The sequence below is a fragment of the Embleya scabrispora DSM 41855 genome (assembly GCF_000372745.1).
GTDB classification, from domain to species: Bacteria; Actinomycetota; Actinomycetes; order Streptomycetales; family Streptomycetaceae; genus Embleya; species Embleya scabrispora.
Map to the genome: position 1 here is coordinate 103,803 of NZ_KB889665.1, position 11,962 is coordinate 115,764.

General features: G+C 73.2%; 10 protein-coding genes. 4 read left to right on the forward strand and 6 right to left on the reverse strand.

The window, feature by feature from the left end; all coding sequences use genetic code 11:
- Positions 1 to 112: 112 nt before the first annotated feature.
- Positions 113 to 1,171, forward strand: a complete 1,059-nt coding sequence (locus tag A3IC_RS0119840) for a TIGR03617 family F420-dependent LLM class oxidoreductase (protein ID WP_020551793.1) — start codon at positions 113 to 115, stop codon at positions 1,169 to 1,171.
- A gap of 160 nt (positions 1,172 to 1,331) precedes the next feature.
- Here the strand turns inward: A3IC_RS0119840 and A3IC_RS0119845 are convergent, their stop codons facing one another.
- Positions 1,332 to 5,132, reverse strand: coding sequence for an SCO7613 C-terminal domain-containing membrane protein (locus tag A3IC_RS0119845; RefSeq protein ID WP_040876872.1), 3,801 nt, complete (start codon positions 5,130 to 5,132; stop codon positions 1,332 to 1,334).
- Between the two features lie 251 nt (positions 5,133 to 5,383).
- On the opposite strand from A3IC_RS0119845, the gene coaBC reads away from it, so the two are divergent.
- Both coaBC and metK read left to right on the forward strand, forming a co-directional pair.
- Complete coding sequence (gene coaBC, locus A3IC_RS0119850; protein WP_040876873.1) at positions 5,384 to 6,592, forward strand: bifunctional phosphopantothenoylcysteine decarboxylase/phosphopantothenate--cysteine ligase CoaBC; 1,209 nt, start codon at positions 5,384 to 5,386, stop codon at positions 6,590 to 6,592.
- A gap of 230 nt (positions 6,593 to 6,822) precedes the next feature.
- Positions 6,823 to 8,016 carry a methionine adenosyltransferase gene (gene metK / locus A3IC_RS0119855; RefSeq protein ID WP_026218485.1) on the forward strand — a complete coding sequence of 398 codons (1,194 nt, stop codon included), beginning with the start codon at positions 6,823 to 6,825 and terminating at the stop codon, positions 8,014 to 8,016.
- A 137-nt stretch (positions 8,017 to 8,153) separates the two neighbouring features.
- Here the strand turns inward: metK and A3IC_RS0119860 are convergent, their stop codons facing one another.
- From A3IC_RS0119860 to A3IC_RS62435, 5 genes are all read right to left on the reverse strand, one after another.
- A complete protein-coding gene (locus A3IC_RS0119860; protein ID WP_020551797.1) occupies positions 8,154 to 8,384 on the reverse strand; it encodes a hypothetical protein in 231 nt (76 codons plus the stop codon).
- 75 nt (positions 8,385 to 8,459) lie between these two features.
- On the reverse strand, positions 8,460 to 8,987 hold the full coding sequence (locus A3IC_RS0119865; RefSeq protein WP_020551798.1) for an Ntn hydrolase family protein: 528 nt from the start codon (positions 8,985 to 8,987) through the stop codon (positions 8,460 to 8,462).
- A 264-nt stretch (positions 8,988 to 9,251) separates the two neighbouring features.
- A complete protein-coding gene (locus tag A3IC_RS0119870; RefSeq protein ID WP_026218486.1) occupies positions 9,252 to 9,914 on the reverse strand; it encodes a nitroreductase family protein in 663 nt (220 codons plus the stop codon).
- Positions 9,915 to 10,010: 96 nt separating this feature from the next.
- A complete protein-coding gene (locus A3IC_RS0119875; protein WP_020551800.1) occupies positions 10,011 to 10,295 on the reverse strand; it encodes a hypothetical protein in 285 nt (94 codons plus the stop codon).
- A gap of 135 nt (positions 10,296 to 10,430) precedes the next feature.
- Positions 10,431 to 11,111 (reverse strand): hypothetical protein, encoded by a 681-nt coding sequence (locus tag A3IC_RS62435; RefSeq protein ID WP_020551801.1) that lies wholly within the window; start codon positions 11,109 to 11,111, stop codon positions 10,431 to 10,433.
- 141 nt (positions 11,112 to 11,252) lie between these two features.
- Here A3IC_RS62435 and A3IC_RS0119885 point away from each other — a divergent pair, with 141 nt between their 5' ends.
- Positions 11,253 to 11,681: a DUF5709 domain-containing protein gene (locus A3IC_RS0119885; RefSeq protein ID WP_020551802.1), complete on the forward strand. Its 429-nt coding sequence runs from the start codon at positions 11,253 to 11,255 to the stop codon at positions 11,679 to 11,681.
- Positions 11,682 to 11,962 lie beyond the last annotated feature (281 nt).

An 11,962-nucleotide genomic window follows, 5' to 3' on the forward strand; every position in this document is an offset into this window, starting at 1 on the left:
GACTCGCACACGCCGCGTCCCGACCACGCGCCTTGACCCTTCACGGCAGATGGCGTACCTCTGGGCGGCGACACGCGCGACGCGCGAGCGATCCGGAGGGTGGGCGACGAGGGTGGACCGGATCGAGAGCGGCGCGCAGCCGCCGAAGGCCGGCAGGCGTGCGCTGCCGGTGGACACCTTGCTGGATGTGCCGCTGAGCCGGGCCGGCGACCGGGCCCGGGAACTGGGCGAGGCGGGCTTCGACGGGGTGTTCACCTTCGAAGGCCCCACCGACGTGTTCCTGCCGCTGGTACCGGCCGCCGCGGCGGGCGTGGACATCATGACCAACATCGCGGTGGCCTTCCCGCGCAGCCCCACCCACCTCGCGCACACCGCGTACGACCTGCATCTGGCCTCGCACGGCCGATTCCGCCTCGGCCTGGGCACCCAGATCCAGGCACACATCGAACGCCGATACGGCGCGAAGTGGTCGCGCCCGGTGGCCCGGATGGCGGAGACGTTGCGCGCGGTCCGCGCGGTACTCACCTGCTGGCAGCAGGAGACGCCGCTGGACTTCCACGGCGAGTTCTTCGACCTCACGCTGATGCCGCCGACGCTGCGACCGGGGCCGAACCCGTACGGGCTGCCGCCGCTGCTCGCGGGTGGGGTGGGTCGGCGGATGACGACCATGGTCGCCGAGCACGCGGACGGGCTGCTCGTGCACCCGCTCAACACCGACCTGTTCGTGCGTGGTCCGGTCACCGACGCGGTGACCGACGGCCTGGTGCTCTCCGAACGCACCCGGGAGCAGTTCTCGGTGATGCTCGACGTGATCGTCGCCGCCGGGCGCACCGAGGAGGAGATGCGCGCGGCGCTGAAGGGGGCCAGGGCGATGGTCGCGTTCTACGCCTCCACCCCCGCCTACCGGCCGGTGCTCGACGTGGAGGGCTACGGGCCGCTGCAGGCCGAGTTGCACGCGCTGATCCGGGCCGGCCGCTGGCCGGACATCCCGCACGCCATCGACGACACGCTGCTCGGCCGGGTGGTGGCGATCGGCGAACCCAAGGACGTCGCGGCCCAACTGGCCGCGCGCGCCCACGGTGTCGCCGACCGCCTGGGGTTCTACCTGCCCTATCGGGCCGACCCGGCGTGCGTGTCCGAGGTGCTGGACGAGCTGCGGACGCTTACCTGAGGCGGTCGGTGAGTGGGCAGGGCGGTGGGTCGGTCGGCGCGGCGGGCTTTCGGCCGACCGCACCGGGGCCCGGCCGGTGCTCGGGTTGCTTCGACCGCTCGGCTGTTCGGGTGGCTCGGGTTGTCGCGGTCGCTTCGGTACGTGGTGCGCCGGACACGCCCTAGCCGAGTCGCCCCACCGCGCGGCGCAGGCGCTTGAGGTCGCGCAGGCGGCGTTCGTAGCCGGCGCCGATCACGATCAGGAGCAGGCCCGCCGTGCCGAGGACGGCCCAGCGCGGCACCGCGTCGTACACCGGCGACAGGTGCGGCAGCAGGTGCACGAGCCCGACTGTGGCCAGCACCGCCGCGCCCAGGAACAGCGGCGCCTGGAGTCGGAAGCGGGCGCCGACCAGAAGTGTGGCGATCGCCGCCACGCCCAGCAGGCTCGGCCGGATCGGCTCGCCCTGGCTCACCGCGAGCGGGAGCGAGGGCAGCAGCAACACCGCGATCGGCCCGCCGTACGCGGCCCACGAGTTGGTGTCCGGGTGGGTCCGCCGGCGAAGCAGGCCCTCGGCCAGCAGGGCGAGGCCGAGCGGGACGGTGTACGCCTCCGGACGCGTGACGTCGAGCAGCGCCAGTCGGACCCAGTAGGCGGCGAACAGCATTGGCATGGCGGCGAGTCGGGCGGGCGTGCGCAGCGGCCCGGCCGGGGTGGTCGACGCGGCGAGGCCGGCCCCGGCCAGGGCGAGCCAGATCTGCTCGGGAGCCACGGCGGCGGTCGCGATGCCGGCGGCGAGGACGCATGCCGCGGCGGCGAGCGTGGCCGCCGGGGCGGGGCGGGGGAGCCGGGCGGCGGCGATGTACAGGAGGGCGGCCGTGCCCACCGCGGCCAGGGCGGTCGCGGTGTCCGCCGCGTCGAGGCGGTGCAGCGTCGCCGGCACCGTCGCGGTGAACAGCACGACGGTGGCGGGCGCCCAGACCGGGCGGGTCTCGCCGTGCCCGCGAAGCGCGCTGTGCAGCGTGCCTGCGGTGACGGCGGCGAGCGCGACCGGCAGCAGGCCGCCGGACTGCGCGATCGAAACGGCCGCCGCGAACACGGCAACGCCTTCGATCATGAGCGCGGCCATCGGCAGATCGTGCAGGTACGTGGCGACCACGAGCAGGATGGCCGCCGCGCACGCGCCGGCCACCGCTTGGCCGGACACGCCGACGTCGAGCCGGTACAGCGTGGCCGCCGTCGTGGCGTACAGCAGCACGGCGGTCGCGGGTGCCCACCCGGGTCGCAACGTCGTGCGGCCGAACAGCGCGCCGCACAGGGTGGCCGCCGCCGCGATCGCGAATGCGACGGGCGAGGCTTCCCGGCCGACCACAAGCGTGCCGAGCAGGGTCGCGGCCCCCGTGCCCTCCAGTGCGACGGCCACGCCGGCCCGGCCGGCGCAGGCGATGGCGAGCGGGAACAGCAGGGCGGCGGCGATCACGGCGGCGAGCGCGGTGCCGGGCCGATCCGCCCCCATGGCGTGCGTGCCGGCCGCGACGGCGCACACCCACCACAGGGCGGCTGCCCCGGCCCACGCCGGCCGGATGCCGGGCAGGTCACGGACGGCGCCGGCCAGGCCCACCAGCAGGGCCGCGGTGAGGCTCACGGCGAGTTGGCCCGGGGCGCGGGACGTGGCGAGGGTGCCGATCGCCCAGCCGGTGCTGCCGACCAGGGTCAGGGCCCGGGCGACCGGGGCGGTGGGGCGCAGGGTGAGTGCGACCAGGGTGACCAGGGCGAAGAGCAGGGCCGGGACGAAGCCGACCAGCGCCGACGAGGCACCCGCGTGCGCCACGGTCATCGCCGCGTCGACGCCGGCGAGGGCGAGGGCGAAGGCGGCGGCGAGGGGACGGATCAGGTGGCGGGCCGGGAGCGGAGTGCCGTGCTCGGATGGGTTGGTCGGGCCGTCGCCGGCGGGGCGGGTCGGCGGCACGGCGTACGGGTCGTCGGCGTCGTGCGGTGGATGGGCCGAGGTGTCCGGGGCACTCGGGATATCCGGGATGATCGTGCTGATTTCGGGTGGGCTGCTCGGAGTTGTGGTGGCCTGCCGGGTCGGCGAGGCGGTCGACTCCTCGATCGGTTCGAAGAGGTTGGCGGCGGCTTGTACCGATACGTGATCGCCGGTCGCCGCAGTGCGCTTCGGCGCGGCTTGCGGGCTCGGCTCGGGCGCGGGCCGTCCCGGCGACAGGACGGCGGTGATCGTGAGGCCGGCGGCGACGACTGCCCAGACCACGATCGAGGTCAGCGGGTGCGCCGTCGCCCACACAAGGGCCAACCCGCCGTGCGCCAGACCGACCAGGGGCAGCAACGGTCGTACCCGCCAGGCGCAGCCCCAGCCGAGGGCCACCACCAGATGCCAGCCGAGCGCAGCCCACAACGGCAGGTCCAGGGCCGGCGGCAGCACCACGAACAACCCCTCGACGGCGACCGCGCCGGTCATCAGGACGGGCGTATGTCCGGGCCGGCCGCGCAGCAGGGTGACGGCGGTCAGCGCGACGAGCGCCGCCGCGGGCAGCAGGACGAGCGGCGCCGCGCCGAAGTCCCAGCCGGTGGTCGGCATGATCGCGTTCCGACTGCCGGTGCCGGCCGAGTCCAGGCTCCACGACCGGCGGGGCCAGGACAGCGGACCGGCCAGGGCCACCGCCGGCGCCGCCACCACCCAGAACGCGGGCGCCACCGTCAGCGGTACGAGCACCGCGAGCGGCCCGGCCCGGAAGTCGCGCGGCACCGCGAACAGCGGAGCCATCGCGACCAGGACCACGAACAGCAGACCGACGCCCGTCCACGCGAGCGGCGGATCCAACCTGTCGCCCACGGGTCGGGTGGCGAGCAGCAGGGCCGTGGCCGCGAGCGAGCCGGCCATCGCGCTCGCGGACGCCAGGTGCCGCACCACGGGAGCCCGACGCAGGACGAACGCGATCCCGCCGGCGATCGCGGCGAGCCCCAGCATGGTGCCTGCCGACGCGCCGCTCGCGCCCTCGGCGAAGGTCAGGGTGACCGCGGTCAGCCAGTAGCAGAGCACGCTGATCTCGGCGACGATCCGCAGGCCGCGCGCGGCCTCGGCGTAGACCCGGCGCAGCAGCACGACGTCCACGGCCGCCTGCAGGCCGAGCCCGACCGCGAGCGGCAGCAGCGATGCGCTGCCCACGCCGAACCAGGCGATCAGCAGCGGCAGCGGACCCTGGAGCAGCAGCGCCGCCGAGATCCGCAACGCGCGCAGCGGCGCCACCATCGAGCCCAGCGCCGCGGCGCCGCCGACCGCGAGCAGGGTGCCCGCCGCGACCGGCAGCGCGCTTGCGTTGCGCATGCCGGCCAGGTCGGCGGCCCACGCCGCGTAGCCGTCGAGCAGACCCATGGCGACCGTCAGCGCGGCCATCGCCTCGGCGGTTGCGGGCAGTTCGCGCCGCTCGGCGAGCGTGGTGCCGGCCGCGGCCAGCACCAGCGCGAGCGCCATCACCAGGGCCCGGCCGCCGGTGCCGGTGCGATTCCAGGTGACCGCGACGAACACGACCGCGGCCAGCACCACGAGCAGCACACCCGCGCCCAGCACGATCCGGGCGACTCGGCGGCGCCCGACCTCGGCCATCTCGCGAACACGAGCGGCCGGCGGGCGGGCGGGAGCGGACGGGGTCGGTGACACCGGTGCCGTCGTCGGTGTCGGTGTCGGGGGTGGTGTCGCGGTCGCCGCCGGCGTCGGGGACGGCGGCGGCGCGGGCGCCAGCGGCGGGCGGGTGAGCGGCTGGCGCGCCTCGGCACGCATACGCTCGAGCAGGGCCTCGCGGTGGCGCAGAAGCCGAGCCGCCGACACCCCGATCTGCCACAGCTGGTCGGCTTCCGGCCCGACCAGCCGGAGCGCGCACCCGTGGCAGCGCTCGGTGCGTGGCACGCGGAGTCGCTGCGCACAGCCCGGACACCGCGTGGCATCGTCCAGCAGCCACTCGTTCGACATCGACGTCATCTCCCCCGATGGACTCCCGACTCCCGATGCTGGCAGCGCGGGCCAAAGGGGACATCCGTACTCGTACTCAGATCCCGGCCGCCCGCGATGACGCCCCCGACCGGACCGCCCACGACGAAGGCCGGCGCCGACCCCGGCGACGGCGGCCCGGGCGACACGAGATCGGGCCGCGAAACGTGGTGTCGTAGGCTCGCCGTGCCGGTCGGAACACGGGCCGGTCGCGACGAGGACCAGGAGCAGCGATGAGTACCGGATCCCGACCCCGTGTCGTGCTCGGCGTCGCCGGCGGCATCGCCGCGTACAAGGCGTGCGAACTGTTGCGCAGGTTGACCGAGTCCGGGCACGAGGTCCGGGTCGTGCCGACCGCCTCCGCGCTCAACTTCGTCGGCGCGGCCACGTGGTCGGCACTGTCCGGGCAGCCGGTGGCCACCGGGGTGTGGGACGCGGTGCACGAGGTTCCGCACGTACGGATCGGCCAGAACGCGGACGTCGTCGTGGTCGCCCCGGCGACCGCCGACATGCTCGCCAAGGCCGCACACGGCCTCGCCGACGACCTGCTCACCAACACGCTGCTCACCGCGCGATGTCCGGTGATCTTCGCCCCGGCGATGCACACCGAGATGTGGGAGCACCCGGCCACGGTGGAGAACGTCGCGACGCTGCGCCGGCGCGGTGCGATCGTGATCGAGCCGGCGGTGGGTCGGCTGACCGGCAAGGACACCGGCAAGGGGCGGCTGCCCGATCCGGAGCAGATCTTCCAGGTGGTCCGACGCACCCTCGTGCGCGGGTCGAGCGTGCCCGACCTGGCCGGCCGGCACGTGGTGGTCACCGCCGGCGGCACCCGCGAGCCGCTGGACCCGGTCCGCTTCCTCGGCAACCGCTCGTCCGGCAAGCAGGGCTACGCGCTCGCCCGCACCGCGATCGCGCGCGGCGCGCGAGTCACCCTGATCGAGGCCAACACCGGCCTGCCGGACCCGGCCGGGGCCGACGTGGTGCACGTGGGCACCGCACTCGACCTGCGCGATGCGGTGGTCGAGGCGGCGGAGGACGCGGACTGCGTGGTGATGGCCGCGGCCGTCGCGGACTTTCGCCCGGCGACCCGGGTCGACGGCAAGATCAAGAAGACCGACGCCGAGCCGGAGCCGATCGCGCTGGTCAAGAACCCGGACATCCTCGCCGAACTCGCCCGCGACCGACTGCGGCCCGGTCAGGTCGTGGTCGGCTTCGCCGCGGAGACCGACGACGTACTCGCGAACGGCCGCGCGAAGCTCGCCCGCAAGGGCTGCGATCTGCTCGTGGTCAACCGGGTGGGCGAGGAACTGACCTTCGGCACCGACGTGAACGAGGCGATCGTGCTGGCCGCCGACGGGAGTGAAACGCCGGTTCCGCATGGTCCGAAAGAGGACCTGGCGGACGTGGTGTGGGACCTCGTCGTGCCCCGTTTCGCCTAGTTCCGCTGTCCCGTTTCGGCGGGTTCGTCGGTCGATTCGAACGCGCGATCGCGCCGGGTTCACACAAAGTGAGCAACGCCACGCCGTCCATGTCCTGGGACACCCCGTCCCCCGGCGGGGGTCTGGGGGATAAACTCGGGCCCAGTATTGGATGGACCCGCCCGTCCCGACCTGTCCGGACGGGCGGGTCCATCTGCCAGCCAGCAGCCGCTGCAACCCCAGGGAGCGATGTGTCCCGCCGTCTGTTCACCTCTGAGTCCGTGACCGAAGGTCACCCGGACAAGATCGCCGACCAGATCAGCGATTCCATCCTGGATGCGCTCCTCAAGGAAGACCCCAAGAGTCGGGTCGCCGTCGAGACGCTGATCACCACCGGCCAGGTGCATGTGGCCGGCGAGGTCACGACGCAGGGCTATGCCGACATCCCCACGATCGTGCGCGAGCGCGTCCTGGAGATCGGCTACGACAGCTCGAAGAAGGGCTTCGACGGCGCCTCGTGTGGCGTCTCGGTGTCCATCGGCGCACAGTCGGCCGACATCGCCCAGGGCGTCGACACGGCGTACGAGAACCGGGTCGACGGCGACGAGGACGAGCTGGACCGCCAGGGTGCGGGCGACCAGGGCCTGATGTTCGGCTACGCGTGCGACGACACGCCCGAGCTGATGCCGCTGCCGATCACGCTCGCCCACCGGCTGGCCAAGCGCCTGGCCGACGTGCGCAAGAACGGGACCATCCCCTACCTGCGTCCGGACGGAAAGACCCAGGTCACCATCGAGTACGACGGCGACCGCCCGGTCCGCCTCGACACCGTCGTGGTCTCGTCGCAGCACGCGGCCGACATCGACCTGGACTCGCTGCTCGCGCCGGACATCCGCGAGTACGTGGTGGAGCCGGAGCTGGGCGGCCTGGGCATCGAGACCGAGGGCTACCGCCTCCTGGTCAACCCGACCGGCCGGTTCGAGATCGGCGGCCCGATGGGCGACGCCGGCTTGACCGGTCGCAAGATCATCATCGACACGTACGGCGGCATGGCCCGGCACGGTGGCGGCGCGTTCTCGGGCAAGGACCCGTCGAAGGTGGACCGCTCCGCCGCGTACGCGATGCGCTGGGTGGCCAAGAACGTGGTGGCCGCCGGGCTCGCCCGTCGCTGCGAGGTGCAGGTCGCGTACGCGATCGGCAAGGCCGCGCCGGTCGGCCTGTTCGTGGAGACCTTCGGCACCGAGTCGGTGCCGGTGGAGACCATCCAGACCGCCGTGGGCACCGTGTTCGACCTGCGCCCGGCCGCGATCATCCGGGACCTGGACCTGCTCCGCCCGATCTACGCGCAGACCGCCGCGTACGGCCACTTCGGCCGGGACCTGCCGGACTTCACGTGGGAGCGGACCGACCGTGTGGACGCGCTCAAGGCCGCCGCGGGGGCCTGAGCCGCCGGCTTCACCCTGTGTTTCGCCGCCGGCCGCGGCGCGGACCCTTCGGGGTCCGCGCCGCGGCCGGCGGCGTTTTTCGGTTCGGCGGCCACGAGTCGGTGTCGGGACGTCGGGCCGGCACCGGGACCTCGAGCTCAGGCGGCCTGGGCGGCCATGCGCAGGCGGGTCACCAGGTCGGCGCGGTCGCCGCCGGCGGTCATCGCCGGGTGTGCGTGCAGCGCCTCGACGGCGTCGCGGGCCCGGGCCCACAGCCGGGCATGTTCCTCTTCGGTCAGCTGCCCCGCGTGCCGGGCGATGGCCTCGTAGGCGGCGTCTCGGGCCCGCTGCAATTCGATCAGGTCCGCCGGGATGGGCTGTTCGGACATACCCGAGAGCTTACGAGAGTCCACGTAAACACAGGGTTAGCTCCGGATTGCGGCGCACCCGACGAAGGGTCCCATTCAGATGGCTTCGTGATCACGGCCCGGCGACGGCTGCGGATGGCGCGGTATGCGGTACTCGGTCACCGGCGGCATGCAGAAGATGGTCAGGTCGCACGCGACGCCGACCGCCTGGGTGGGGGTGTGGCCCAGGTGCAGGGCGGCCCGCGCGTACTCCCAGCCGGAGCCGATCGCACCATAGTCGTAGTAGAAGACGTCGAAGTCGTTGCTCGTCTCGAACAGCTTGCCGTCGAAAGCGAACATGAATTCCGACTTCGGCTCGAAGCTGGACAGCTTGCGCTTGCCCCATTCGACGAACTCGGCGTAGAACTCCAGGACGTCGCGCTCCTCGGCGGACGCGGGTGTGTGCGTGTCCAGGAACAGGCGCATCAGGTTGATGTCGCGCAGCAGTCCGGCACCGCCGAAGATCAGGCTCTCGCCGATCTTGTACAGCTTGGTGCCCTCGGTCTTCGCCTGACCCCAGGTCACCTGGGAATCGGCGGCGATCACGATCGACTCGTCGATGATCTTTCCGGCTACGACACTCATCAACGCCCCCCGTGGGTACGGCAGATGCGGATTCGGACGTGCCGGTTCAGGATCGCAGAGGGGTGGGCACCGGCGCAGGTGTTCGGGTGGTGTGGGTGGGGTGGCATCCGGTGGCTTCTCGTCGTTCTTCGGTGGTCTCCGTGGTCTCCGTTGCCTCTGTGGTCTTCGGGGTTTCGGTGGTTTCCGCGGCCCGGGGGCGCGGTGGTCCTCGGTGCCGGACGGGCGCCGTGCGGTGGGCCCGTCCGGCGGTGGCGTTCGTGGTGGTCAGAGCCGGACGACGACCTGCTCCAGGGGCTTGCGCCGGATGTCGGGGACGCGCGCGTCCTCGGCGGGGTAGCCGACCGGGATGACGTAGGCGGCGCGCTCTTCCTGCGGGCGGTCGCACACCTCGTTGAGGAAGCGCATCGGACTCGGCGTGTGGGTCAGTGTGGCCAGGCCGGCCTGGTGCAGCGACGCGAGCAGGAGACCGACCGCGATGCCGACCGACTCCTTGGTGTAGTACGGCCGGGGCGAGTCCGGGCCCTTGTGTACCTCGAACACGACGATCACGACCGGCGCCTCCTCCAGGAAGGGCTTGCGCCAGTCCGTACCGATCGGCGCCAGGGCTTCGAGCCATTCGGTGGACGCGCGGTGCTCGTAGAACTCGCGCTCCTCCTTTTCGGCCGCCTCGCGCAGGTGGCGCTTGCGCTCGGGGTCGGTGAGCACGACGAAGCGCCAGGGCTGCACGTTGGCGCCACTGGGCGCGGTGCCGGCGGTACGGATCGCCCAGTCGACCACGTTGTCGGGGATCGGCCGGGAGGAGAAGTCGCGGACGGTGCGGCGTTGGGCCATCACGTCGTGGAAGGCTCGGCTGCGGGCTTCCGCCTCGTGGGCGGGGACGCCTCGGTGCCGGTGCGGAACCGTGGGGTATGTGGGTTCGTCGACCATGGCGGACAGCACAGCACGGCGCGGGGGTGCGGTGGAAGGTCCCGCCTCGCTCGGCTTCGTGGTCCGGTGACCGGGGGTGGCGCGGAGCGGGCTCGGTCAGCGGTTGAGCAGGGTCTGCTCCGCGTCGGTGCGTTGCGGTTCGCTGATCGAGAGCGTCGGGGCGGGGACGTCGACCCGGGTGACCCGGAACTGCCGGCCGGTGCTCGGTACGGTCACCACGGACCCGGCCCAGGCCTCGGTCGCCCGTCGGGCCAGATCGGCTTCGGCGACGCCGGCGCGGGCCAGATCGGCGCGCAGCGCTCGGGCCGCCGATTCCCGGGTGCCGGTGTGCAGGGTCTGCCACTCGTCGTGGCCGGTCTCGCGTGTTTGCGCCTCGTGCATTCCGTCCGCTCCCTCCCCGGCCCGTAGGACCGGGTCTTCCGTCCCTGGCCCCCTGGACCACCCTGCGCCGGCGATCAAAGATCGTCCAAATCCGTCAGGAAAAATCAGCCTCAGGCATGAGACGGGTGGAGGTGTCTACACCGATGGAACGAGCGGTTTCGCGGGCCGTGAGCCCAGCGGCGGGGGTCGCGTCTCCAACCGGTCGGATGAGCCGCGGGTGGGATCGGCCGAGTGCTCGACTCGGCAGTCGGCACCCACCGGGACGTGCACTTTCGTCTGCGACCCACGCGAGCGCACGACCAGGGTGACGCAGCCGGGGCGGTCCACGTAGTAGCCGCCGGAGAAGGTCACCCAGGAGGTCTCGGCGGAGCCGGTGGTGCAGCCCGGTACGCGGACGGCGCCCGCGGAGGGGTGACCGTTGCCCCACCCGATGGACGTGCCGTTGCCGGGGGCCGGCACCACCTCGATGTCGACCACCGCGCCGTCGCGCACCATCAGGCCGGACTTGGCGAACAGGGGGTGCGGGTATTCGGCGCCGCCGGCCCTGGCGGCCTGGAGCCTGCGACCGGTCTCCAGTGCGACGTCGCCGAGGAACACGGTGGTCGAGCTCGTGGGCGCGGGTTGCTCGCCGATCGCGTGCAGGCAGTCCACGGTCAGGGCGGGCTCGGGGCGGATGTCGGCGATCTCGGTCGGTTCGGTGGTGCGGCTGCCCCGGCCCATGCCTGGTTCGTCGCTGCCGTCGCCGTCCGCGCTGCACGCGGCGGCGGTGAGCAGTAGGCAGGTCAGGGCGGCGGCGCGTACGCGTTTTTCCGGCACCCGGACATGCTGTCAGGCGGGGGACGTGGCCGGGCGGCGCCGAATGAACCGGCCGGTGATGGGCAGAGTCACTCGGGTCGCGGGGGACAGGGTCGAGTCCTGGACACACGGCACGAGCACTACGGCGGAAGGCGGCAGGCGATGAGCGACGACACTCCGGACCAGACCGAAGACTCCCCGGACACTCCGGGCGACGACGGTGTGCTCGGCCCCGAGGACACGCTGTCGACCGACGACCTGTCGTACGACCCGCTGGACACCGGGATCGTGCCGCCGGACCGCTGGTCGGCGGCCGAGCGGTACGGCAACACGCCGGCGGAGGAGCGACGCGGCGAGTCGCTGGAACAGTTGCTGGCCGAGGAGGAGCCGGACGTCTTCTTCGACGACGTGGTCTCCGACGACTGGGAGGGCGGCCCGGACCCGCGGGCGGGCCGGCTGGTCGCCGACGACGAGGGCGCCCACGAGGACACCGAATCGGAGGCGATCGCCCACGACGTCGGCATCGACGGCGGCGCGGCCGGAGCCGAGGAGGCGGCGATGCACATCATCCCGGAGGAAGAGGTCCCTTGAATGGCCCACGGCCCCCCGGCCCCGCAGCGGCCCTGTCGCCGCGTCGCCGCGTGGCCTTGCGTAGCGCCACCCCTGCGGTCCAGCGCTACGCATGACGCCTCGTATCGTGCCGTCCCGCGGAGCTGCCTGCCGCCGCCCGCTCCATGGGCCGGCGAGGCCCCGCCCCCGGGTCGTCCCGCGACGGCATGCTGCGTCGCCGTGCCGAGCCTTGTGCCGTGTTCCTCCGCTTCGCGGCCTCGTGCGGCTTTATTCTCACGCGGCCTGTATCGCGCCGCCTCGCC

Excerpts from the sequence above, each read along its gene's own strand:
- A3IC_RS0119885 (WP_020551802.1), top strand. The coding sequence starts at position 11,253 with ATGAGCGACGACACTCCGGACCAGACCGAAGACTCCCCGGACACTCCG.
- A3IC_RS0119870 (WP_026218486.1), bottom strand. The coding sequence starts at position 9,914 with ATGGTCGACGAACCCACATACCCCACGGTTCCGCACCGGCACCGAGGC.
- A3IC_RS0119860 (WP_020551797.1), bottom strand. The coding sequence starts at position 8,384 with ATGTCCGAACAGCCCATCCCGGCGGACCTGATCGAATTGCAGCGGGCC.
- A3IC_RS0119875 (WP_020551800.1), bottom strand. The coding sequence starts at position 10,295 with ATGCACGAGGCGCAAACACGCGAGACCGGCCACGACGAGTGGCAGACC.
- coaBC (WP_040876873.1), top strand. The coding sequence starts at position 5,384 with ATGAGTACCGGATCCCGACCCCGTGTCGTGCTCGGCGTCGCCGGCGGC.
- A3IC_RS0119865 (WP_020551798.1), bottom strand. The coding sequence starts at position 8,987 with ATGAGTGTCGTAGCCGGAAAGATCATCGACGAGTCGATCGTGATCGCC.
- A3IC_RS0119845 (WP_040876872.1), bottom strand. The coding sequence starts at position 5,132 with ATGTCGAACGAGTGGCTGCTGGACGATGCCACGCGGTGTCCGGGCTGT.